This window comes from Moritella sp. JT01 (assembly GCF_001574435.1).
Classification (GTDB): domain Bacteria; phylum Pseudomonadota; class Gammaproteobacteria; order Enterobacterales; family Moritellaceae; genus Moritella.
This window is the reverse complement of record NZ_LOCN01000036.1, coordinates 20088-44889: the sequence shown is the minus strand read 5'-3', so window position 1 is coordinate 44889 and position 24802 is coordinate 20088. Positions and strand designations below refer to the sequence as shown.

Below are 24802 nucleotides of genomic sequence, written 5' to 3'. Positions count from 1 at the left end.
CTCTGACCCCCTGGTCCCAAACCAGGTGCGCTACCAAGCTGCGCTAATCACCGAACATGCTCATTAGAATGCATCATTCTTAACAAGTGTGCGCATTATAGATATTGTGTGTAAGTCTGCAAGTCTTTTTAACCAAAAAACGATTTTTTTATCATTTTCAATTAAATCGGAATAAAAACAAACAGCGCCAGTGTAAAAAACAATCAGAACAAATTAACTTACTGAACTGTATTTACCTGTGCATGTTCAATTAAATGCAATGGGGCGACTGATGGGATTTGAACCCACGACAACCGGAATCACAATCCGGGGCTCTACCAACTGAGCTACAACCGCCATTAACCATTTAATTGCACAACCACTATAATGGTGCGTCCGAGAGGAGTCGAACCTCCGACCTCACCCTCCGGAGGGGCGCGCTCTATCCAACTGAGCTACGGACGCATCAGCAATATACTACGTCCAACGGCGAATCTCGTCTAGGAAAATCCGTTAATTCAACATGAATATGTTGCATAATTACAACGCCTGTATCTTTTATAACCAACTAAAAGCACTATCTAACTAAGGAAAATGCAACAAACACTGTTACAACTATTTAACCTAAGGCTTGGTAAGGATATAATGATTCGCAGCAGTAGGGATTTATTATAACAAAAGTCACCCATAGACTGACAATACCATTATTAGGGAGCTAAAAAGAGCATGTATAAATTACGAAATATTCTAATCACTTTATCAGCATCATTACTATTTGCATTTACCGTAAGCGCAAGTCACAACTCTGCGGAATCAGTTGCAGAAAGAATTGCCCCTGTAGGTCAAGTATACTTACCAGGTGAACTGGCTCCAGTCGTTGCGAAAAGCACTGCACCTGCAGAACCACGCTCAGGTGAACAAATTTATACGACTACTTGTAGCATGTGTCACGGCAGTGGCCTTGCTGGTGCTCCGATTAAAGGTAATGCGGATCAATGGGGACCTCGAATTGCAAAAGGTAAAGACACGCTTTATCGCCATGCAATCGAAGGCTTCAATGGCGTGATGCCTCCACGTGGTACTTGTGCAACGTGTTCTGATGACGAATTACAAGCCGCTGTTAATTACATGATCCAAGGCCTGTAACACGAGAGATAAATAACGTTATAACAACAGGATGACCTTAACTCTCCGATTATAACCAAGTAATTATTCGATAAAGCCACTCATTTTTTAGTGGCTTTTTTTTGACCCTCAGTTATCCACTGCTAGACTTTATCACTATAAGACTTAGTTTTTCCGTGATTAAAGACCATTAGGATGCCTACAGTGAACAAGGATCGTCTATCAAACCAACACCAGCCAAGCAGCGCCAAACTTATCGGTCTCGCGCTATCGAGTTCATTACGGACACAACGAGCCTTATTTTTAACACAGCTAAAGTCAGCCTCACAACAACTGCAACAAACCCAACAAAGTTTTGTATTATTACTGATTAAAATTGATAACATCGCCGATGTGGAGCAAAATTTTGGTAGTGAACTCAGTAATAAACTCATTACAATCATTCGTCACCACTTGCAATTATTAACCTCCAGTGACGACTGCTTGGTTAACTTACAAGGCGATGAGTTTGCCTTATTAAAAACGGACATAGTCGATGCGGATAGCGCTATCAGTCTCGCTAAAAAGATCCAATCACAGTTCCGCTTTAGCTTTCAGGTAAGTAACTATAAAATTCTCTGCAGCTGCAGTATTGGAATTAGTTTACAACAAGCCCCCCACTCAGTGAGTCAAGTATTGAAAGACGCAGATATCGCCCTAAAAATGGCCCTGCAACAAGGTCTCGGTCAATACCATCTATCGACTGCGTTACCCGTACCAGCTGAAAATACCTTGGCTATATTGCAACAAGAAAAGCTTACTCGCGCTATTATTAACAATGATATTCTGCCGTATTACCAACCTATTATTCAGCTTGACAGTAATCAATTGGTCGGTTTTGAAGTCATTGCCCATTGGCAAGAAGAGCATCACGACAACAGTTTTATGTCTTTCGCTGAACGTACCGATATTATTATCACCCTTGATTTACACATTATGTATCAAGCATGCTTACAATTAAAAAAGTGGCATGATTCGCACCCTAATAATCAACAAATCATGTTAGCGATGAACTTATCCGTCAAACATCTCATTCTTGAAGGCGCTGTTGAGCATTTAATTTTTATTATTCAACAACAACAGATCCCTCCACATCGTTTAGTATTTGAATTCAGAGAACATGAATTTATGGCTCACAATGAATTTGCCATACGCGCGTTAGAAAAATTACGCCAAATAGGGGTGCAAGTAGGATTAGATAATTTTTGTACCGGCTTTAGTTCTTTGAATGAATTTTTCAAATATCCGATCGACTTTGTAAAAATAGACAGCAGCTTTACCAATCGTATGCTGATGTCTAAAAAAGATCTGTCGTTGATTCGCGTAATTAGAGATATTAGCCACGATATGGGCTTTAAAGTCATTGTTGAAGGAATTAGCAATCCTCAGCAGCATGCTAAATTAATCGAGCTTGGCTGTGAGTTTGGTCAAGGCAGTTATATTGCTCAGCCAATGGACTATACGCAGGTTGATCGCTTATTAGAACTCTAATAAGCGTTAGTTTATTTATATTTTTATCAGCTACTTGTTAAAGAGGGCTCTTAAGTTTGCAACTCCACGTTTGCCTTTCTCTTGCTTTTCAACGGGCGAGTCAGGTTTTTTACGTAGGTCCCATTCCAGATCATCTTGCGGCAATTCAAGCAAGAAGCGACTTGGTTCGGGTTTCACGACTTCACCAAATTGACGGCGCTCTTTGCATAACATCATGAACAATACTTTTTGTGCTCGAGTGATGCCCACATAGGCTAAACGACGTTCTTCTTCGACATTTGGATCGTCATCAATGGAACTTTGATGCGGTAAAATACCCTCTTCCATGCCGACCATGAATACATAGGGATATTCCAGCCCTTTCGAAGCATGATAGGTCATTAGCTGTACTTGATCGGAATCATCTTCTTCTTCATTGCGCTCGAGCATGTCACGTAACGTTAAGCGGGTAACAACTTGTGCCAGTGTCATCTCTTCATCGAGATCATCCCCCTTGAGCATTTCAGTAACCCAACGATATAACTCTGACACGTTCTTCATGCGCATCTCAGCGGCTTTGGCACTGGGACTGGTCTCATACAACCAATCTTCATAATGTATATCACGCACCATATCACGCACAGCATCGATACTATCGCTACGCTGCTCTTGATCGGCTAACTCAACTAACCAACGCGTAAAACCACGTAATGCCAGCAAACCACGTCCACTCAGGGTTTGTTCTAAGCCCATTTCAAAGCTAGCAGCAAACAAACTTATATTACGCATGTTGGCGTAATTACCTAACTTTTCTAGTGTTGTCGGGCCAATCTCACGACGTGGTACATTCACCACACGTAAAAACGCATTATCATCATCCGGATTCACTAACAAACGCAGATAAGCCATCATGTCTTTGATCTCAGCACGTGAGAAGAATGATGTACCTCCGCTGATTTTATACGGTATACGGTTCGTCATTAAGGCTTTTTCAAATAATCGTGACTGATGGTTGCCACGGTATAAAATCGCATAATGTTTATATTCACTGCGCGCCATAAATTTATGTGCTAATAGTTCTGATACGACTTTTTCAGCTTCATGCTCTTCATTTTTGGTGGTGAACACTTTAATCGGATCGCCATACCCAAGTTCACTAAATAAGCGTTTATTAAACTCATGCGGATTGTTATCAATTAAAATATTTGCGGCTTTAAGAATACGTTGCGTCGAGCGATAGTTTTGCTCTAGCTTTACCACTTTCAAACCAGGAAAATCTTTTTGCAATAACGTGAGATTTTCAGGACGGGCACCACGCCACGAATAGATAGACTGATCATCGTCACCTACAACGGTGAATTTAGCACGTTGGCCAACAATCAATTTCACCAGTTCATATTGACTGGTATTGGTATCTTGATATTCATCCACGAGTAAATAGCGGATCTTGTTTTGCCAGCGTTCGCGTACTTCTTCATTTAAGCGTAACAACAGTGTGGGCATCATGATGAGATCATCAAAATCCAAGGCATTATACGCTTTCATGTGGCGGATATAGTCGTCATAACACTGGGCAAATAATTTGTCTTGGGGCATCTGCGCACGCGCAATCGCTTGCACCGGCAATACCAATTCATTTTTCCAACTCGAAATGGCGCTACGTAATTGGTCGATCAGCTCTTTATCTTCTTCCAAGGTATCTTGGGTGAGTTCTTTTAATAATGCCAACTGGTCTTGATCATCAAACAAGGTAAATGCCTGTTTGATACCTAAGGTTTTATATTCTTTACGAATAATATTTAACCCTAAGGTATGAAACGTCGAGACCATTAACCCTTTTGCTTCCTTCTTACCTAATGTCTTGGCAATACGTTCTTTCATTTCGCGCGCCGCTTTATTGGTAAAGGTTAGCGCAGCAATATTACAGGCCTTGTAACTGCAGTTTTGTACCAGGTGGGCAATTTTGGTGGTAATAACACGGGTTTTACCACTGCCAGCACCAGCGAGTACTAAACACGGACCAGAAATATATTTTACAGCTTCATCCTGACGGGGATTCAATTTCATAAGGGCAACACCAGACTAAAACATTAGGAAAAGAGGTATAAATTAGATTGTAGCAAATTTAACATAAAAAAAATGCCAGTTATAAATAACTGGCATTTTCTATACAGCGAATACGCAATCAAGAATTACTTGATTTTGCCTTCTTTGTACATAACATGCTTGCGAACTACAGGATCAAACTTTTTGATCTCCATTTTCTCAGGCATGTTTTTTTTGTTTTTAGTAGTGGTATAGAAGTGACCAGTACCAGCTGATGAATTCAGACGAATTTTATCGCGCATAATATAGCTCCTTAAACCTTCTCACCACGGGCACGCATTTCAGCAAGAACTGAATCGATACCCTTTTTATCAATAATACGCATACCTTTACAAGTAAGGCGTAATTTTACAAAGCGGTTTTCGCTCTCAACCCAGAAACGATGTGTGTGCAGGTTTGGCAAGAAACGGCGACGTGTGCGGTTTTTTGCGTGAGAAACGTTGTTACCAACAGCTGGTTTTTTACCAGTAACTTGGCATACTTTTGACATAGTGTGCTCCAATAACTTCAAATATAAGTGTCTACATAGTCGCATTTGAAGCTACTAGGTATACTTTTAATGCTCGGTTTATACAGTAAACCCAGACATAAATCAATAATAGTGCAAAATATCACCACCTTTAAATACACAAAAGTAGTGCTAAAAACAAGCGCGTACGATTACTTCCTGAGCTACTATGGAATAAAACAGTTTAAAACACAAAAAAAAGGCCAAAAACAAGCAATAAAAATTAAATCATAATAATTGCAAAAAGTATTTCAATTCGCCTAAATGTACAAATGCGAAACCCTTTTTTTCAGGTTATAATCCCCACTCCTTGATAGTGAGTTTACACCAATGCTTAACGATATAGAATTAACCGACCTTAGACAACAGTTTCCCGTATTATCCCAACAAGTGAATGATCACCCATTAATTTATTTAGATAATGCAGCGACAAGTCAGAAACCCTTGTGTGTGCTCGAGGCGATTAATACCTATTATCGAGACATTAACGCAAATGTACACCGCGCTTCACATGCGCTCAGCGCGCAAGCAACATCCGCGTATGAAAATGCCCGTGATATCTGCGCGCAATTTATTAATGCAAATAACAGTAAAGAAATCATTTGGACCCGAGGCACAACAGAAGCGATCAACTTAATCGCGAACTGCTTAACAACAGAATTTCAAGCTGGGGATGAGATTATCATTTCAACCCTAGAGCACCACGCTAATATTGTGCCTTGGCAGATGCTAGCACAGCGTACAGGGGCTATTCTTAAAGTCATTCCTCTATTGCCGTCAACAGATATCGATATGCAGGCTTACAAGTTATTATTAAGCGATAAAACCAAACTTGTTGCCGTTAGCCATGTATCTAATGCGATTGGCACAGTGAATCCGATTAAAGAGATCATTGCTTTAGCCAAACAAACTAACGCAAAGGTATTAATCGATGGTGCCCAAGCTATTTCACATTGGGACGTAGACGTACAAGCACTCGGCTGTGACTTTTATGTGTTCTCTGGACATAAAATGTATGGCCCTACTGGTATTGGCGTACTCTGGGGTAAAGAAGCGTTGCTTAATCAGCTTCCGCCTTGGCAAGGCGGTGGTGAAATGATTAAAGCAGTCAGCTTTGAACACACAACTTATAACGAATTACCGTTTAAGTTTGAAGCGGGTACACCAAATATTGCCGGAACAATCAGCCTCGCGCGTGCCATGAATTTTCTAAAGAGTTACGATCGTCAAGCGCTGGCAGATCACGAGGCCGAGCTACTTGCCTACACCACAGCGCAACTCGAAAAAATGCCACGCATTAAGATTATTGGTTCGCCTCAACATCGTGCAGGTGGCGTCAGTTTTATTATGGGTGACGCCCATAATGGTGATGTGGGTATGCTGTTAGATTTACAAGGTATAGCAGTGCGCACTGGTCATCACTGTGCACAACCTTTGATGCAGAGCCTTAACTTATCAGGCACTATTCGAGTGTCCCTAGCAATTTATAACACCAAAGCAGAAATAGATTTTTTCATTAAAGCATTAAATGAATTGCAAGATTTACTCTAATCTCAATAAATAAAAAATTAACTTTATCCCGCTAGGCTTTATGTCTAGTTGATAATACAGGAATGATCATGACCGATTTCTCGTCGAGCCCATTTGGTAACGAAATTACCAGTAGCGATGTAATGACTTTATTAAGCGCACAAAATGGTTGGCAAAATAAATACCGTCAATTAATTTTGCTCGGTAATAAGATCCCAGCGTTGACTGATGACTATAAAGTAGCAGAAAATCAAATTAAAGGCTGTGAAAGTCAGGCTTGGTTAGCGTTTAGTTGTGACGATGATGAGCGACTATGGTTTGGTCTGGATTCAGATGCGCGGATTGTTAAAGGTTTAATGGCGGCATTATTAGCCGCCGTTAATGGTAAAACGCGCGTTGAAATCGCGGCATTTAATATTGATGACTATTTTGCTCAGCTTGGTTTTATGCAACAGCTTAGCCCTTCTCGTGGCAATGGTTTAAAAGCGGTGATCGCGGCAATCCAAGCTGCCGAATAAACGAGAATATAAGTGGTAAATTGATTAACACCACTTATATATCAACTAATTTTCTACTATTTCTGCAGGTTTTTAACAATCAAAGCCGTGCCCATACCACCACCAATACACAGCGATGCTAAGCCATAATCGACACCACGCTTTTGCATTTCGTGTAATAGCGTTACCGTAATACGACCACCGGATGCACCCAACGGATGACCCAATGCGATAGCGCCGCCATTCACATTAGTCTTATCAGTAAACCAGTCCATATCGACATTATGCTCTTGAGTCAGATTCGTCATTACCCCTAACGCTTGTGCCGCAAAGGCTTCATTTAGCTCTAATAGTTCTATCTGTTCTAATGACATATCTGCACGTTTAAGCGCTTGCTCGATTGCCGGAACGGGACCTAAGCCCATAACTTGCGGATCGACACCACCTTGACCATAAGCAATTAATTCTGCCATTGGTTCTAAACCGTATTTTTCTACCGCCGCTTCAGAGGCTAAAATGATTGCAGCAGCGCCATCATTAATACCCGATGCATTTGCTGCAGTGACTGAACCATCCGCTTTGAATGCCGGACGTAGCTTAGCTAAACCTGCAACACTGGCATTATCTTTTGGATATTCATCAGTGGCAAAACTTTGTGTTTGGCGACGTACTTTCACTTCAACCGGTACGATCTCGTCAACAAAACGTTCTGCCGCAATGGCAGCCACCGCTTTGTGTTGGCTACCAACTGCAAAGGTATCTTGTTGTTCACGGGTTAAACCAAACTGCTCAACAATATTTTCTGCCGTCATGCCCATATGGTAATTGTTAAATACATCAGTCAAACCATCATTAATCATGGCATCAACCATGGTCATGTTACCCATTTTAGAACCAAAACGGGTTTTCGCTGGCATCAAATAAGGAATATTAGACATACTCTCCATCCCTGCAGCAACCACGATGTCCGCATCCCCCGCTTTAATATGCGCAGCACCGTCCATGATGGTTTTCATGCCACTACCACAGATCATATTCAACGTATAAGCAGGCACACTAGCAGGAATACCCGCTTGCATCGCCGCTTGACGACCTGGCCCCATGCCTTGCCCAGCACTAATCACATTACCAACAATCACTTCATCAACGAGCTCTGGATTAACCTTTGCGGCTGCTAATGCGCCTTTGATCGCCGTAGCACCTAACGTAGCGGCGTCAACACCCGCTAAGCTACCACCGAAACTACCAAGGGCTGTACGTTTTGCTGCAACGATAAATACTTTACTCATACCTTGTTTCCTTACTTGATGTGATCAGTTTATTTTTTCAAACATATGTTTGAATAGTATCACAAGTTATTAACATAACCGAATTTAGCACGGTCAAACCGAAGCGATAGGGAAAAGCCACGAGTGGTATTATCGGTGTTACAACAGCATAATTTAAGATTGGAAAAAACAGATGCAGGTTGAAAATAACATAAAACCAGCGAATACAAGGCGTATCAGCTGGTTTCAATCACGTTTCAGCGCGTAACGGTATTGGTTAATACTCATTTACTCAATACCGTTATTCAGAGCGATAACGAGCTTCTCTTTCGGCTAATTTTTTCAATACCCGCGAAGCCGCTATTAAACCAAAACTAGCCGTCACCGCGGTTGAAGAACCGAAGCCACTTGAACAATCCATGCCCGTTGCACCATCAAGAAAGTTCTTGGTCGAACATACTTCCCCATCAGTACCTGGGTAAATTAATTGCTCGGTTGAGAATACACATTCAATACCAAATCGACTGGTTGGGTTCTTACTGAAGTTATGCAAACGACGCAGATCAGAGCGTACTTTCGCCGCTAAAGGATCTTGATGTGTTCTAGATAAATCCAGTACTTGGATTTGGGTTGGATCGATTTGACCACCCGCAGCGCCAATAGTAATGCATTTGATTTTTTGTCGATTACAGTGCGCTAACAGTGCCGTTTTTGAACGTACGCTATCAATCGCGTCAATCACATAATCGAAATCTTTGCTTATGTGCATGCCAATATCATCAACAGTGATGAAATCATCGATTGGGGTCACTACACATTCTGGATTAATGGCACGAATACGCGCAGCCATTACATCAATTTTTTGCTGACCGATGGTGTCTTTTAAGGCATGGATTTGACGGTTAGTATTAGTCACACAAATATCATCCATGTCGATCAAGGTGATCTTGCCGATACCTGAACGCGCTAATGTTTCAGCTGCCCAAGAACCCACACCACCAATACCAATCACACACACGTGTGCTTGACTAAAAAATTGCAGTGCTTTAACGCCATATAAACGTGCAATACCACCAAAACGATTGTCATATTCGGCCGACATACCTTACCTCAAATAATACCAAAGGCGCATTATACTGATTCAGTCGCATAACTCAAAGTTTGCGATAAATAACACTTTCATCAGAATAATATAATCCAACCTCAGACTAGACAGATTTTTCAAATTTGTGCATTTAAAATGAAGCTTTAACTAGACGGATTTACGCTATGTTTGATCTACTGACTTCTACTCTGGCTTCACAAACACGCTTATGGGCGGGTACCAAAGCGGCAAAAACCACGATTAATGAGCAAGATCCGTTAATCATGTATGACAACGAAGCCGACCCACTTTGTCGCTTAGTACGTGAAGCTATTTCAGAATTGAATCTTGATGTACTTATTATTCCCTGCCCCAAAGGCGGAGAGCGTCACAAGCAACAGCTACAAGAAATGTACAGCACAGATAAAATTCCATTCTTGATTGATAAGAACACCCAGACTATCTTAAATTCTGCGTCTGAGATCATCAGTTATTTATACAAGTATTATGCGAATAGCAGTGCACCGATTCGGTTACGGGCTAATATTTTTAATTATGCCAGCTCAACCAGTGCATCGCTTATCCGTTGCAACGCAGGTAAAACTAAAAAGCCAGCATTAGAACCAACCGATCCATTGGTATTATACAGTTTTGAAAGTAGCCCTTATTCACGTCCTGTTCGTGAGACGTTATGTGAATTAGAACTGCCGTATTTATTGGTGAATTTAGGCAAGCAACAATTTGGCGAACTCGGCCCTGCCACAAGACGTTTAGGCCCCGGCGAATACAGTCCCTTACCAGAAACTAAACGCAGTGCATTTTTTGCTGAGCACGGCACAGTACAAGTACCGTTCTTAAAAGATCCAAACACCAATGTCGATATGTTTGAGTCTCGCGCAATTGTGAAATACCTAATCGCGACGTATGCAGTGTAATAATAATGAATATAACCAGATGAAAATACGACTCTTTCATCTGGAATTTTTATTATAATGACGACTTATACTAAACATTATACGAGGAAAGACGTAAAGAAAATTAGCTATAAAGGCAATTGATTTCACCACGAAGGATAATAATTGTTATCTCGTCGACATATTATTTAAATACATTTAATCTGCATCACAAAACCGTAACCAGAATCTAATGAAGCAATCCAATCGTCATCATTTTACAATTTAAAACCCATACTTAATTTACTTATTAATACTATTCTAAGCTTAACGTGGGAGTTAGTGTGATTCAGAAATTAATGTCATTTTTTTGCAAAAAACAGCACACACAGAAAAAGCAGCAAGCATTAAAACGTCGTTTAAATATCGCGATATCTCAAAATTATGACTCACTGTAAATCCTAGACAATCAATCCACAACAAGATGATTTAACGATTATTAATTAAGGGAGGTCGTTGGTATAAAAAGAAGGCTATCGTATCGATTATAGCAAACGCTTATGACGTCTTTACGAATAGACATTAGGTAACGAAGATATATTCCCAAGCTCTTAAAACGCCTTTTCCAACATAATTCCATCGGGATTTTTGCATAAAAAAACCCAGTAAACATCGTCATATTTACCGGGTTTAGCAACTTACACAATGATAATTACATCAGAGTATTAGCCAACAATTTTTTTCATGTCTGACATGTAACCACGTAGTTTCTTACCGATTACTTCAACAGGGTGATTACGAATTTCTTCGTTAACATCAATCAAACGCGCATTATCAACGCCGTTTGATGCAGCAGCAAATGCAGACCCCATTAATTCAGAAGGTAGCGCATTTACGTACTCACGTAGTTGTGGCGCTGCTTCATGAGAAAACAGGTAACAACCGTATTCAGCCGTATCAGAGATAACAACGTTCATTTCGTATAAACGCTTACGGGCAATGGTGTTCGCGATAAGTGGTGTTTCGTGCAGTGACTCATAGTATGCAGACTCATCAACGATACCTGATGCAACCATGCTTTCAAAGGCAAGTTCAACACCCGCTTTAATCATCGCAACGAATAAGGTGCCATTGTCGAAGAACTCTTGCTCATCAATAACGATATCTGATTCAGGATAGTTCTCGAATGCAGTTTCGCCAGTCTCTTTACGCCATTTAAGCAGGTTAACATCGTCGTTAGCCCAGTCAGCCATCATCGTTGATGAGAAGTGACCAGTGATAATGTCATCCATGTGCTTTTCAAATAATGGACGAAGTGTTGTTTTCATTTCGTCAGCCATTTCGAATGCTTTAATTTTAGCAGGATTCGATAGACGATCCATCATGTTAGTGATGCCGCCATATTTAAGTGCCTCAGTGATTGTTTCCCAACCGAACTGAATTAATTTACCTGCGTATGCCGGTGATTTACCATCAGCAACCATTTTGTCAAATGCAAGAATAGCACCGGTTTGTAACATACCACATAGGATAGTTTGCTCACCCATAAGGTCAGATTTAACTTCAGCAACAAACGAAGACTCAAGTACACCAGCGCGATCACCACCCGTTGCAGAAGCGTATGCTTTAGCAATTGCAAGACCATCGCCTTTTGGATCATTTTCAGGGTGAACAGCGATCAGTGTCGGTACACCGAAGCCGCGTTTGTATTCTTCACGCACTTCCGAACCAGGACACTTAGGCGCAACCATTACTACGGTAATGTCGTCACGCACTTGCATGCCTTCTTCAACGATATTGAAACCGTGAGAATAAGACAGCGTTGAACCTTGCTTCATCAGCGGCATAATAGTTTCAACTACATTTGAATGCTGCTTATCAGGTGTAAGGTTAAGTACTAGGTCTGCTTGTGGGATTAAATTCTCATAAGTATCAACAGTAAAACCATTTTCAGATGCATTTAAGAATGATTGACGTTTTTCTGAAATCGCCGCAGCACGTAATGCATAAGAGATATTCAGACCAGAATCACGCATGTTTAGGCCTTGATTTAGACCTTGCGCACCACAGCCCACAATAACAATTGACCAGTCTTTAATGAAGTTACAACCGTCAGTAAATTCACTGCGATCCATAAAACGACATTTGCCTAGTTGCTCTAACTGCTGGCGTAAGTTTAAAGTGTTAAAATAGTTAGCCATGTTGCTCTCCATGAGATTTTTGTAATTTGAATGCGCTATCACCACTCCAGTGATACTCTACCATTCACTATATGCTAAGTTACACATTGCTGGAAATGATATATTTACAATATAGTGTTGCAATAAACGCAACGTTCGCATTTATATACAAAAAAACGGTTCGAACGCAGTATTAAAATAAACAAAATACCAAATTATTGAAATTTAAACCCAATTGCAAATCTAAATGTAGAGTTTAAAACCAAATCATTCTATTGTACTAATGACAATGTCTTACACTTAAACTCATTATTATCATTAATGATTGCACACAGAAAATAAAAATCACACCCACTAAGAATAAGGTGAAATATGGATATTCGTTCACTACAACTTTTTTTACATTTAGCGGCCACTTTACACTTTGGGAAAACGGCAGAAGCGATGCACGTCAGTACATCAACACTGACCCGCACCATGCAGCGTTTAGAAGAAGCGGTTGGCAGCCAAATATTCGCTCGAGATAATCGTTCAGTTGCATTAACCGAAAGTGGGAAACGCCTACGAAGCTTCGCCCAACAAACCCTCGAAAACTGGACACAACTAAAAGCTGACCTGAATAATCACAGCGGCGAACTTGATGGTGAGCTTACTATTTTCTGCTCAGTGACAGCTGCCTATAGTCATTTACCACCGATACTCGATAAATTCCGCTTATTACATCCCAATGTTGAACTAAAACTGATTACGGGCGATGCAGCGATGGGCATGCAACTGGTTGATGAAGAAAAAATTGATATTGCCATTGCTGCACATCCGGACCAAATATCGAATCGACTAAAATTTGTCGAGATTGCAAAAGTACCGTTATCAATCATTACCCCAGTGATTTCCTGCCAAGTTCAACAGCAAATTATGCAGGATAATATTAATTGGAATGCAGTGCCTTTTATCTTACCTGAGCACGGCCCTGCACGTAAACGGATTGATAAATGGTTTAAACAAATGAAAATTAAGCCGAGTATTTATGCCACGGTTGCTGGTCATGAAGCCATTGTCAGTATGGTCGCATTAGGACTTGGGGTCGGTATTGCCCCCGCCGTTGTGGTTGATAACAGTCCTGTCAGAGATCGTGTATTAACCTTTGAAAACAGTAATACAATAGATCCATTCGATCTCGGTTTATGCTGCCTGCGAAAACGCTTTGACGAACCTTCGATTGCAGCCTTTTTTAGTATGATTAATCATTGATTTGTCATCAATTATTATTAAGAATAACAATAGCGTTCCGTTATAATCGGGATCTACTCTTCTCTCATCATTGTTACTATGGAGTTTTCATGGGTTTCAAAAAAATAGGCATAGCAATACTAGCCGCTTTAAGTCTAAGCCAAACTGCGGTCGCCAATGAGGTGCCAGCACAATTTTCCACGGTCGGCCTCAATGCGCCAAAAAGTCAGGATGTTAATGGTTTCCGTTTTTCATTATTCCATGGTCAAACAGAAAAAGTACAAGGCTTTGATATGGCCGTATTAGGTTTATCTGAAGTCGATAAACTCGACGGCATAAGTTTTAATTTATTGCTGGGTGCAAGTAAAGTAAACAAGGAATTTTCAGGCGCATCATTTGGTTTATTTAACTGGCATCTAGGTCAAGATACCGGTTTTAACATGGCCCTTGTGAATAATACCAGCCATGTGAAAGGCGTCAATTTAGCCATGGTTAATTTATCAAAAACAGTGGCAGGCGCTAATATAGGCTTAGTTAACTATAGCGACCGGTTATCTCTTGTTGATTTTGGTATGATTAATTATGCGAAAACGACTAAATTTCAATTTGGTCTGTTCAACGTAACTGAAAATTTACAAGGTTTACAGATTGGTTTATTAAACTATGCTGAAAATGGGGTGGTAAAAATATTACCCCTGATCAATTTTAAGCGGTCATTTTAAGTCGATTAATCGATAATTAAAATGCTAGACTATCATCAAACGAAATTAACGAATAGTTAAACTCACTCCGTAATGAGGTGCCGTATGATCAAGCCACAAAAATTAGAAGAAATCGCGAAGCAAATACATGACTCACTACCAACGGGTGTCAAATCATTAGGTACCGAAGTAGAAAAGAAGATCCATCAAGTATTGCAATCACAACTAAACAAGCTTGATCTGGTTAACCGTGAAGAGTTTGAAGTACAAACCAAGGTGCTATTACGTACGCGTGAAAAATTAGCAGCTCTAGAAGCACGTTTAACAGAACTAGAAAAATAGTGCTTAAGCCTGATACTGTTAACGCTAACCGTTGTTTACAGTATCAGGCACGAACTTGAATTCCGTTATCGCTCACTTTTAGCGACCCATACCTGCCTACTTATCTATTTTCAGCAATAATACATCAACCCAATTAATCTCGTGCTTACGGATCCGTTCATTAGCGATATAATGTAATACCTGTCCACACCGAAGCTGCGTATCCATGGCCGGATTTAATTTAAACCCTGTACCTTTTTCATCGTCAGCAATTGCCATCAGCGTCATGCTATATTTCTCTCGCAGAGGCTGAAAGACATCACCTACCGTCATTTCCGGCGCATTCTCTAATGTTAAGCAATATAATGTTGCTTCATCAAGCGTCGAAAACAGTTGTTCATGAACAATACTGGCACCAGGAGATTGCATGGTTCGTACTAATATTTCAGCATGACGTGAACTTGCACATTCGACATTGGGGCAATGCGCGCGCAGCAGATCAGCTTTACTTTCCTCATGAAAATAAGCACTGATATGCGCCTGTTTTGAGGCATGTGATGATGCACTTAATGCCATCGATAGCGTCATTTCATCATTTTCACCATCAACAATAATAGAACTCGCCTGTGCGATCGCAATACGCGCTAATTCATCACGATCGGTGAAAGATTCTAGTTTGGCAAACTCCACATCCAGCAGTTGTGGGAATGGATGGCTCATATCACGCTCAACACACAAAATTATCTTGCGTTTATACCGCTTTTTATCGGCAAGAATCAGATCTAAAATCCGTTTAGTGCGATGCGCACGCCAGCCTAAAATTAAAATATGGTCGCTATAAGTACTAAAATCTTTTTTTCCGTTCATACCTTTCCTTGCGAGTGCCACGATTGCTTGCGTGGTTTTACCAATCGCTGCACCAAAAATTAATAACCCAAAAGGGATCTGTACCAAGGCGACAACAAGTTGGCCATGTGCTGTAGTCGGCGATAAATCACCAAAACCAACCGTGCTGATCACCACGACGGTGTAATAGAAAAATGTCAGCGGTTCAATTAACGTGCTTTCACCCGCTAACCATAACAATCCCCATACGACAGCTAAATAACTACAAAAAATAAAAAATAGATTCGCCCAACGCAGTTCAGCAGTGAGCTTGCGTAACGCTAGGCTAATTAATCGAGATATATACATATTGACCTAATGCTTATTAATGGCTAGGTGCTTGCGAATAAGCTCAGCCGTTTGCAACGGTTGCTCTAACGGGAACAAATGCCCACCGTCCACTTCAACCAGTTTAATGTGTGGCTGCTTACGCAATAATCGAGCGACGGCTTCTGTCGATAACGTATCAGAGTCACGCCCTCTGATCACCACGGTATCGGTCGTTAAATGTTTAATGCTAGACCAAACCCAAGGTACTGTCTGATAAATAGAGGCTTCCCACTCACGACTATAGCTCAGTTTAAAACCGTCATCGGTTTGGTACAAACCTTCGGCCATGTAATCCGCTAATACGCTGTCTGAAATGCCTTTAAAACCACGTACTTGACGGTGAAAGTCAAAACCTTGCTGAATATTATCAAACGTATTTGGACGTCTTAATGTTTTTTCGACCAGTGGTAGTTTTTTACGTAAGAAATGAGGTAGATTATGCATAATAAAAATCATATGAGGTGCAAGAATAACCGGGTCAAGGAGAATAAGTTGTTTCACTTTTTCAGGTTCACGCACCGCACAAATGAGACTAATCAAGCCCCCCATCGAATGACCGACTAAGATAATCGGCTCTGGTTGCGCGGTAATAAAACGGCAAGCGTCATCGATCATTAATCGCCAATTATCAAAACCATCGGGAATCGGTAAGGGCCACAAAGGACGCTGGTAAACAGTGCTAACTTTATATTCGTCGGTAAGCGGTTGTAACATTTGTTGATACATGGCTGGCGGAAAACCATTGGCATGAAAAAACACCAAATGTTCACCGTCACCACCAATATGCTTAGCAGGTAATCCTGCCACGACAGCGCCCTGAGCTGATAATTGTTCTGCGATCCATTGCTTCATAATTTACCTATTTGATACTTGTGCAAGTTACAATATCAACCCGATATCATAACTCGATATTAATTTTGGTTATTCAGGTACTAACCATTCCAGGCGGAAGTTAGCGTTGTTATCTTGGCCTAACTCTTTGGTTAACCAAGGTAATAACTCCTCCATTTGCGAGTATAGTTTCCACGGTGGATTAATCACCACCATCCCTGTTCCTGTCATCCCGCGTTCTTCGTTATCACCTTTGACACAAAGCTCGATAACTAAAATTTTCTTAATACCGGTGCCAACAAAGTCACGCATAAGCCGATCAATCGTGCGACGTTCAATAACCGGATACCAAAGTGCATAAGTGCCAGTTGCAAAACGACGGTAAGTCTGTGCGATCTCCTGCACGACCTGACGGTACTCGGTTTTGATTTCATAAGATGGATCAAGCAGTACTAAACCACGTTTATTGCGTCCAGGTAGCAAGGCTTTTAGCCCTTCGTAAGCATCTTTCTTGTACACGCGCGCTTGACGATCACCAGCAAACTCTTGCTCTAATAATTTTACATCTGCAGGGTGTAATTCCGTCATTTGCATACGATCTTGTTCACGTAGTAATAAACGCGCAACTAATGGTGATCCCGGATAATGCTTCAGGGTAGACGTGTTATTTAACTGCTTAATCATATTTAAATAAGGGATTAATGGCGCAGGTACTTCACCTTGTTGCCAAATTCTGGCGATACCATCAACATATTCAGCTGTTTTTTCTGAATGTGCACTCGATAAGCTATAACGACCCGCAGCAGAATGGGTATCGTGATAAATAAAAGGCGACTCCTTTTGTTTTAACGCTTCTAAAATCAATACTTCAACCGTATGTTTAAGCACATCTGCAAAGTTGCCAGCGTGAAAGCTGTGGCGATAGCTCAGCATAATATTTCCAATAAATGATAAATTAATTGCGGTAAAGGGTAGCACTGTTTACTTAAAACTAGGCTATTTATTCTATGTTTCAAGTACCCAATAGTATGCTTTATTCATACTTTCGTTAATTTTTCAGTTGTTATAGTGATTAGCTAAGTTCAGCGGTATACCTACTGTTTCATTATTCTGACCAAAGGACACGGCCATGCTGCAATCATTAATACTCATATTATCGCTTCTACTATCGGCCTGTAGCCTCAACCAAAAACGCTTAACTGCATCCCCAGGTTTTAATAAACACCCGCTATTAACCACAACTGCTAAAGCACATTACCTTGATTGGGATCGCGCATTAACAGCATCCATATTACTGAATAAAGACTACTCTTTTAACCAACACATCGATGCTTACACCGTTCTTTATCATCCAGACATAGTCACGTTTTATAACGGTGATGATGCCTTGCTCGCACTCAAAAAAATAAAATTACGCAGGCACTGGAAAATGAATAATGAACAACAACGAGAGCAAGTCCTACGCTTAAAAACCGAGGTCAAACTAGGTGTTTATGATCGCCAACAGCAAGCATTTCCAATTAAAGCCACTAAACTACTCAATGAGCAACAAAGTTATCAGTATAAATTCACTAAAAAACTACCTAAAGAAAGTAGTTTCCCTCCAGCTTTCTATATTTATATTAGTAATATAACCCAACTTAAACAGTTAAAATTAGAACCTGAACTCGCCCGATTAGTCACGAGTAATAATATTCAACAAGGGCATATCAACCGCCTACCTATCGATATCGAAATTAACATTAATCAAGTTGCAGGACAGCAAGGAGAGGGATTAGGCGCAATAATGACTCGCGTAATTTTTTACAGCGATGTAGACAGAGAAGTACCACTGAGAATTGATTCATTCTCAGTGGTGGATGAGTAAGTTTGCCCCACCGAGACTATCTAGTGCGCAAGAAAAAACTTATACGCTGGATTGTTGGTTTCTTCTTTATATTGATAACCCAACTTAACTAAATAAGCTGAAAAAGCTTTCATCTCACCATCTGGTAACTCAAAGCCCGTTAATACACGACCATAAGCAGCACCATGGTTACGATAATGAAATAAGGTAATATTCCAATTCATTCCTAGGGTTAATAGAAAGTTTTGCAATGCACCTGGATGTTCAGGGAATTCAAAACTAAACAAACGTTCTTGCAAGTCTTCAGCAGGACGGCCACCAACCATATAACGTACATGCTGCTTGGCCATTTCATCTTCAGATAAATCAACCACTGGATATTCTGCATCTTCCAGCTGTTTAATGACGGTCGCTAATTCAGCAGTACCTTGCGGTGTACGTAAGCCGACAAAGATATTTGCCGCGGCACGATTAGAATAACGGTAGTTAAATTCAGTCACGGCGCGATTGCCAATTAATTCACAGAACTTTAAGAATGCACCAGGACGTTCAGGGATCGTAACCGCAAGCACCGCTTCCTTCTTCTCGCCATATTCACTGCGCTCTGATACATAACGTAATGAGTGGAAGTTAACATTCGCACCACTTAAGATCGCCGCCATGTTCTTATCACGTAAACCGTTTAATTCAGTATATTTTTTTAATCCCGCCAGCGCTAATGCGCCCGATGGTTCTGCGATTGCACGGGTATCTTCAAAAATATCTTTTAACGCCGCACAAATTTCATCACTGCTCACCGTAATGACATCATCTATAAACTCATTACAAAGGCGGAATGTTTCAGTACCAATCCGTTTTACCGCCACACCATCGGCAAAAATACCAACACGGTCAAGCGTAACGGGTTCACCCGCATCTAATGCCGCGCGTAAACAGGCAGAGTCTCGCGGCTCAACCCCGATCACTTTAATTGATGGTTTTAATTGTTTGATATACACAGCAATACCTGCAGCAAGACCACCACCGCCAACAGGCACAAAGATATAATCTAAATGGGCATTTTGTTCTAGCAGTTCACGCGCAATAGTACCTTGCCCCGCGATCACATCCGGATCATCAAACGGTGGGATCAAGGTATAACCTTCTTCTTCTGAAAGTTTCTTAGCATAATTTGATGCTTCATCAAAACTATCACCATATAAACAAACATCAGCACCAAAACCACGCACCGCGCTCACTTTAATATCTGGGGTAATAACCGGCATCACAATGATGGCTTTAATACCCAGTTTCTTCGCAGACAGCGCAACACCTTGGGCATGATTACCTGCAGAAGCAGCAACGACACCGCGTAATTTTTGTTCTTCAGATAATTGCACCAATTTATTAAATGCACCGCGTAATTTAAACGAGTGCACGGGTTGACGATCTTCACGTTTAAGAAGAATACTATTACCCAAACGTTCAGATAATTTTGTTAATGGTTGTAACGGGGTGACCACAGCAGCTTCATAAACCGGTGATAACAGGATCTTACATAAGTATTCACTTGCTGTAAGTTGTGATTGGGGTTGTTGGGGCTCGTTATTTGTCACTCGATCATCCATTGAAATATAACTGACAAGTTAACGCATTGGCATGCAATCGTTAACGCTATAATTTAGTTATAACAACAATCGAAACAGATAAAAAGGTTTAACTCAGGATAACTTTTTACAGGAAATAAAAAAGGGAGCATTTCGCTCCCCTTTGGATATTTATATTAATTGATTACGCTGTTTTAGCTACTGCATTTATTTCTTCAGATGCATGTGCTATTTCAAGGTTTAGTTCACCTTCACTCTTAGCAACAATCGTATTAACCGCTGTATCACCGATTACGTTAGCAGAAGTACAGAACATATCGTTGATACGGTCAACCGCAGCAATAATAGCGAGTGCTTCAACAGGTAGACCAAGTTGTGTTAGTAACACACCGATCATCACGATACCGCCACCTGGTACACCACCTGCGCCAACAGATAGTAGTAGGATAGTTAGACCCATAGTGAACATATCAGTCACTTGTAGTGGTGTGCCGTATGCGTTGGCAGCAAATACTGTCGCAATTGAGATATAGATAGATACACCAGACATATTCATTGTTGCGCCTAGTGGAACACCAAAACCAGCAACTGTTTTCGATACACCAATCTTATCCGTAAGGGTACGCATCGTTACCGGAATAGTGGCGTTTGAGCTTGCTGTAGATAGTGAAAATAGGAACTGCTCACGAACTTGGCGACGGAATGTAGCTGGACGGATACCCGTTGTTGCCCATACTGCTAGTGGGTATACAATTAAGATCCATACTAAAAGCAATGCTACAACCAGACCCACATAACCCGCTACTGAAGCAAGCGTTGCACCATCAAGCGTCGCACCTAATTGAATCATTAACGCGAATACACCAAACGGGGCAAAGCTCATGATTAGGCTAACAAGTTTCATCATGATGTCATTCGCGATTTGGAATGCATTAATCGCTGGACCACCTTTTTTGTCTAGCGCTTGAATTGCCAGACCAGTGATGATTGCCATGAAGATGATTTGTAACATGTCACCAGAAGCAAATGCTTGCACTGGGTTACTTGGTACGATGTTAACAATCATTTGACCGATATCAGGTGTTTCTGTTGATGCTAGGTGTACCGCAGTACCGCCCAATTCAGCAAGGTTGGCACCAACACCGGGTTGAACAATCATTGCCACAATAAGTGCTACTGTGATTGCGATTGCTGTATTAGCGAGGTAAAGGAAGAACGTTTTGCCACCTAAGCGACCAAAACTTTTGATGTCTTTCAGTTCACATACACCACATACAATAGAGATGAAAACTAATGGCACAACCATTAATTTAATCAGTGATACAAACATAGTACCGACTGCAGTAGCTGCACCGACAAAATATGTATCAAGAAACGATCCTGCGCCAAAGCCATACTGAACGATAGTACCCAGTAACAAGCCCACAAACAGGGATATAAATATTTTCGAACTTAGTGATTTATCCATAACAAACTCAGCCTTTCAATTATCATAGTAGTGTGTGTTTTTTTCTTATATATTATTTTTATATTTTTACAATTCTTTGCACTGCAAGATTTGATGGGTGGAGAGTATTACAACTCTATTGATGAAGGGAAGCAGTTCAATCATCTGGCAACAGGAAAATTGAGGTTGGTCACATATCCAAGTATTTTTTGACCTTTTACGACTACGTAACATCTATATAATCATCAATAAAAGTCACTTTAAATTAAGAAACGTCAGCTTTACCGTACAAAAACCGACAAAAACCCTTATATACTCAAAAGTAGGCATTGTATCGATAATAAGGAAAACAGAAAAAACCAGTGAGTTTTAACAAATGTAGTGATTTATAGCGTAAATTTAACCTAAGTTACCCTTGCGAACTAATAGCATTAAAAATAGGAGAGTATTAAAGAAGAGTAAAATCAAAAAAGGCACTCAAAAAGGCTCTGAGCACCCCAAAAATAAACTAGATGATTATTCTGCCACAGCCGATTTTATTGGTTTTTCTGGCGTTGCAGTGTCATTTTCAACATTATCGGCAACCTTGTTAGGCTCAACTATTGTTGAATCACTATTTTCCGCTTCAACAATAGTTGAGTCCGGCGTTAAAGTGATGACATCAGGGAGCACAATCGCTTCTTCTGCAACAATTTCGGTCACCACAGGTTTTGGTGCTGCACATAAACTATAATCCGTATTTTCATTATTTCGCCAGAACTGACTGTTGTGACGGATCATTGCACGAACCTCTGCAATGTACGCCTCTTTTCTTTCCGAATAATTAATTAACCCTGCCGCGAGTGCGCAGGCATCAATGACCTCGCCGTTTTTACGTAACTCAGAACGGATCTCACGTAGCGGTAAATAACTCTGGTTTCGATTGATATTGCGGAAATACGAACGCACTGACGCTTCGATCGAATCAAAGCTTGCCACTTCATGCGCAGCCCCTTGTTCGCGTTGATTTGGGACAATCCCACAGCCTTTGCTAAAGCACCATTGACCAAAGAAGTTATGTCCAAGTTTCACAAAGCGTGATGTCCCCCAACCGGTCTCATTCGCCGACTGACTAAATACCAGTTCTTCTGGGATTACATCAACATGTAACAATAACGCATTAATCAAGGCATGGTCATTATTAGCTGTCACTTTATACATACTGGCCATATATTGCAGCTGCGTTTGCTCTTGTGCTGTTAATGTTGTTTTAGCCTGCCATTGAGTTAGCAGTGCACGCTCTGCTAATACTTCAGCAGTAACGGTATCAAATGCGGGTTGTAGATAATTAAAGAATGCGGTTTTCTTGGCGGTAACATCATTAAACGCAGCAAAGTCTGGCACATCTGATTTTTCGACTTCAATAGCATCATCAGATTTAAGCGCGGTATAGAAACCGAAAAGACCCAGTCCTATAAACAGGAGTAAAATTGTTATTTTCTTTTGCATATAAAAAAGCACCATTAATAAATAATGGTGCTAATTTAACACGTTCATTACAATAAGCTAGATTATAGAATCATGCTCTTTGGTGCAACGAACGGTAAGTTATGTGCTTCAGCAACATCTTGAACCGTTACTTGACCAGCGATAACGTTTAGGCCGTTTAGTAAGTGCTCATCTTGTATTAATGCTTCTTTCCAACCTAGGTTAGCAAGCTTGATGATGTACGGTAGTGTGGCATTGTTTAATGCAAACGTAGATGTTTTCGCAACAGCACCAGGCATGTTAGCAACACAGTAGTGTACAACGTCATCAATGATGTAAGTTGGGTCTTGGTGTGTCGTCGCATGTGAAGTTTCGAAACAACCACCTTGGTCAATCGCAACGTCAACAACAGCAGCACCAGGCTTCATGCGTGAAATTAGGTCTTTAGTTACTAGCTTCGGCGCAGCTGCACCAGGAACTAATACCGCACCAATCACTAGATCAGCTTCTAATACATATTTTTCAATTGCATCGTGTGTAGAATAAACTACTTTCAAACGACCATCGAATTGGTTGTCGAGGTTAGCGAGTACAGTAAGGTTACGGTCTAACATAGTTACGCTAGCGCCCATACCCACAGCCATTTTAGCAGCATTCATACCAACAACACCGCCGCCGATAACAACAACGTTTGCAGGAGCAACACCCGGTACGCCACCCATAAGAAGACCACAACCACCTTGTGATTTTTCTAATGCTTGTGCGCCAGCTTGAATTGACATACGACCAGCAACAGCAGACATAGGAGCAAGTAGTGGTAAACCACCGTTTGCATCAGTTACTGTTTCATAAGCGATACAAACTGCATTACTCTTAATTAGGTCTTCTGTTTGCGCTAGATCAGGTGCAAGGTGTAAGTAAGTGAATAACACTTGGCCATCACGTAGCATTGCACGTTCAACAGGTTGTGGCTCTTTTACTTTCACAATCATGTCTGCAGTTGCGAAAACTTCAGCGGCAGTTGTTAAGACTTTTGCACCAACAGTTTCATAATCGCTGTCGCTAAAACCAATACCAGCACCAGCAAATGTTTCAACATAAACTGTATGGCCATGTGTAATAAGCTCTCGTGCACTTGCAGGAGTCATACCTACGCGATACTCATGGTTTTTAATTTCTTTAGGTACGCCGATGATCATATGCTATTCACTCCAATTTCTGGTTTATTTAACTGGTTAAGAAAACCTTCTCGATATATAGGTGCAGTATAGCTATAGATCTGCAAAATTAATCACTAAAGATCCATCTAATTTCAAGAAAAGATTATAGAAGATTTGTTAAATTGATGTTGAACAGAAGATAATTTTTTCTGTGAGCAAGATCGCCCTCAAAAAAAGGGCCCAGTGGTAATCATAGTCGATTACCACTGAACCCTTGATATAGATCATAGCGAATTGCTACATAATACTAACGAGGTAG

Annotated in this window: 22 protein-coding genes and 2 tRNA genes; 9 read left to right on the top strand and 15 right to left on the bottom strand. The window is 40.8% G+C overall.

Annotation, left to right across the window (positions count from 1 at the left end; all coding sequences use genetic code 11):
- Positions 1 to 260: 260 nt before the first annotated feature.
- Both AKG98_RS21130 and AKG98_RS21125 read right to left on the bottom strand, forming a co-directional pair.
- Positions 261 to 336: transfer RNA gene (locus AKG98_RS21130), tRNA-His, on the bottom strand.
- 31 nt (positions 337 to 367) lie between these two features.
- Positions 368 to 444, bottom strand: a tRNA-Arg gene (locus tag AKG98_RS21125).
- A 261-nt stretch (positions 445 to 705) separates the two neighbouring features.
- On the opposite strand from AKG98_RS21125, the gene AKG98_RS21120 reads away from it, so the two are divergent.
- Together AKG98_RS21120 and AKG98_RS21115 are read left to right on the top strand one after the other, a co-directional pair.
- Positions 706 to 1125, top strand: a complete 420-nt coding sequence (locus tag AKG98_RS21120; RefSeq protein WP_067050928.1) for a cytochrome c5 family protein — start codon at positions 706 to 708, stop codon at positions 1123 to 1125.
- Between the two features lie 174 nt (positions 1126 to 1299).
- A complete protein-coding gene (locus AKG98_RS21115) occupies positions 1300 to 2634 on the top strand; it encodes a GGDEF domain-containing phosphodiesterase (RefSeq protein ID WP_067050925.1) in 1335 nt (444 codons plus the stop codon).
- Positions 2635 to 2664: 30 nt separating this feature from the next.
- Here AKG98_RS21115 and rep read toward each other — a convergent pair whose 3' ends face one another.
- From rep to rpmB, 3 genes are all read right to left on the bottom strand, one after another.
- Positions 2665 to 4680, bottom strand: a complete 2016-nt coding sequence (rep, locus tag AKG98_RS21110; protein ID WP_067050922.1) for a DNA helicase Rep — start codon at positions 4678 to 4680, stop codon at positions 2665 to 2667.
- Positions 4681 to 4805: 125 nt separating this feature from the next.
- Positions 4806 to 4961, bottom strand: coding sequence for a 50S ribosomal protein L33 (rpmG, locus tag AKG98_RS21105; RefSeq protein ID WP_006030957.1), 156 nt, complete (start codon positions 4959 to 4961; stop codon positions 4806 to 4808).
- Between the two features lie 11 nt (positions 4962 to 4972).
- Entirely contained in the window at positions 4973 to 5209 is a 237-nt protein-coding gene (gene rpmB, locus AKG98_RS21100; protein WP_006030956.1) for a 50S ribosomal protein L28, read from the bottom strand.
- Positions 5210 to 5557: 348 nt separating this feature from the next.
- On the opposite strand from rpmB, the gene AKG98_RS21090 reads away from it, so the two are divergent.
- A complete protein-coding gene (locus AKG98_RS21090) occupies positions 5558 to 6778 on the top strand; it encodes a cysteine desulfurase (RefSeq protein ID WP_067050917.1) in 1221 nt (406 codons plus the stop codon).
- A 68-nt stretch (positions 6779 to 6846) separates the two neighbouring features.
- Positions 6847 to 7275: a cysteine desulfurase sulfur acceptor subunit CsdE gene (gene csdE / locus AKG98_RS21085; RefSeq protein WP_067050914.1), complete on the top strand. Its 429-nt coding sequence runs from the start codon at positions 6847 to 6849 to the stop codon at positions 7273 to 7275.
- A gap of 56 nt (positions 7276 to 7331) precedes the next feature.
- Here the strand turns inward: csdE and AKG98_RS21080 are convergent, their stop codons facing one another.
- Both AKG98_RS21080 and tcdA read right to left on the bottom strand, forming a co-directional pair.
- On the bottom strand, positions 7332 to 8543 hold the full coding sequence (locus AKG98_RS21080) for an acetyl-CoA C-acetyltransferase (RefSeq protein ID WP_067050911.1): 1212 nt from the start codon (positions 8541 to 8543) through the stop codon (positions 7332 to 7334).
- Positions 8544 to 8823: 280 nt separating this feature from the next.
- Positions 8824 to 9624 carry a tRNA cyclic N6-threonylcarbamoyladenosine(37) synthase TcdA gene (gene tcdA / locus AKG98_RS21075; protein ID WP_067050908.1) on the bottom strand — a complete coding sequence of 267 codons (801 nt, stop codon included), beginning with the start codon at positions 9622 to 9624 and terminating at the stop codon, positions 8824 to 8826.
- 167 nt (positions 9625 to 9791) lie between these two features.
- On the opposite strand from tcdA, the gene AKG98_RS21070 reads away from it, so the two are divergent.
- Positions 9792 to 10541 (top strand): glutathione S-transferase N-terminal domain-containing protein, encoded by a 750-nt coding sequence (locus tag AKG98_RS21070; RefSeq protein WP_067050906.1) that lies wholly within the window; start codon positions 9792 to 9794, stop codon positions 10539 to 10541.
- A gap of 683 nt (positions 10542 to 11224) precedes the next feature.
- Here the strand turns inward: AKG98_RS21070 and ilvC are convergent.
- Positions 11225 to 12700 (bottom strand): ketol-acid reductoisomerase, encoded by a 1476-nt coding sequence (gene ilvC, locus AKG98_RS21065; RefSeq protein WP_067050903.1) that lies wholly within the window; start codon positions 12698 to 12700, stop codon positions 11225 to 11227.
- Positions 12701 to 13051: 351 nt separating this feature from the next.
- On the opposite strand from ilvC, the gene ilvY reads away from it, so the two are divergent.
- From ilvY to AKG98_RS21050, 3 genes are all read left to right on the top strand, one after another.
- Entirely contained in the window at positions 13052 to 13930 is an 879-nt protein-coding gene (gene ilvY / locus AKG98_RS21060; protein WP_067050901.1) for an HTH-type transcriptional activator IlvY, read from the top strand.
- A gap of 89 nt (positions 13931 to 14019) precedes the next feature.
- A complete protein-coding gene (locus AKG98_RS21055; RefSeq protein ID WP_067050900.1) occupies positions 14020 to 14631 on the top strand; it encodes a VC2662 family protein in 612 nt (203 codons plus the stop codon).
- A gap of 84 nt (positions 14632 to 14715) precedes the next feature.
- Positions 14716 to 14952, top strand: a complete 237-nt coding sequence (locus tag AKG98_RS21050; protein ID WP_067050897.1) for an accessory factor UbiK family protein — start codon at positions 14716 to 14718, stop codon at positions 14950 to 14952.
- Between the two features lie 96 nt (positions 14953 to 15048).
- On the opposite strand, the gene AKG98_RS21045 is transcribed toward AKG98_RS21050, so the two are convergent.
- The 3 genes from AKG98_RS21045 to AKG98_RS21035 all read right to left on the bottom strand — a co-directional run bounded on the left by AKG98_RS21045 (position 15049) and on the right by AKG98_RS21035 (position 17910).
- Complete coding sequence (locus tag AKG98_RS21045; protein WP_067050894.1) at positions 15049 to 16125, bottom strand: potassium channel family protein; 1077 nt, start codon at positions 16123 to 16125, stop codon at positions 15049 to 15051.
- A gap of 6 nt (positions 16126 to 16131) precedes the next feature.
- Positions 16132 to 16998, bottom strand: a complete 867-nt coding sequence (locus tag AKG98_RS21040) for an alpha/beta fold hydrolase (protein WP_067050891.1) — start codon at positions 16996 to 16998, stop codon at positions 16132 to 16134.
- A gap of 69 nt (positions 16999 to 17067) precedes the next feature.
- Positions 17068 to 17910 carry a 23S rRNA (adenine(2030)-N(6))-methyltransferase RlmJ gene (locus AKG98_RS21035; RefSeq protein WP_067050888.1) on the bottom strand — a complete coding sequence of 281 codons (843 nt, stop codon included), beginning with the start codon at positions 17908 to 17910 and terminating at the stop codon, positions 17068 to 17070.
- A gap of 196 nt (positions 17911 to 18106) precedes the next feature.
- Here AKG98_RS21035 and AKG98_RS21030 point away from each other — a divergent pair, with 196 nt between their 5' ends.
- Positions 18107 to 18844 (top strand): DUF4852 domain-containing protein, encoded by a 738-nt coding sequence (locus AKG98_RS21030; RefSeq protein WP_067050885.1) that lies wholly within the window; start codon positions 18107 to 18109, stop codon positions 18842 to 18844.
- A gap of 20 nt (positions 18845 to 18864) precedes the next feature.
- Here the strand turns inward: AKG98_RS21030 and ilvA are convergent, their stop codons facing one another.
- The 4 genes from ilvA to ald all read right to left on the bottom strand — a co-directional run bounded on the left by ilvA (position 18865) and on the right by ald (position 24522).
- Positions 18865 to 20430 carry a threonine ammonia-lyase, biosynthetic gene (gene ilvA / locus AKG98_RS21025; protein WP_067050882.1) on the bottom strand — a complete coding sequence of 522 codons (1566 nt, stop codon included), beginning with the start codon at positions 20428 to 20430 and terminating at the stop codon, positions 18865 to 18867.
- A 163-nt stretch (positions 20431 to 20593) separates the two neighbouring features.
- Positions 20594 to 21877 carry a dicarboxylate/amino acid:cation symporter gene (locus tag AKG98_RS21020; protein WP_067050879.1) on the bottom strand — a complete coding sequence of 428 codons (1284 nt, stop codon included), beginning with the start codon at positions 21875 to 21877 and terminating at the stop codon, positions 20594 to 20596.
- A gap of 495 nt (positions 21878 to 22372) precedes the next feature.
- Positions 22373 to 23344, bottom strand: coding sequence for a glucosaminidase domain-containing protein (locus AKG98_RS21015; RefSeq protein WP_067050876.1), 972 nt, complete (start codon positions 23342 to 23344; stop codon positions 22373 to 22375).
- Positions 23345 to 23406: 62 nt separating this feature from the next.
- Complete coding sequence (gene ald / locus AKG98_RS21010) at positions 23407 to 24522, bottom strand: alanine dehydrogenase (RefSeq protein WP_067050873.1); 1116 nt, start codon at positions 24520 to 24522, stop codon at positions 23407 to 23409.
- Between the last annotated feature and the right edge of the window lie 280 nt (positions 24523 to 24802).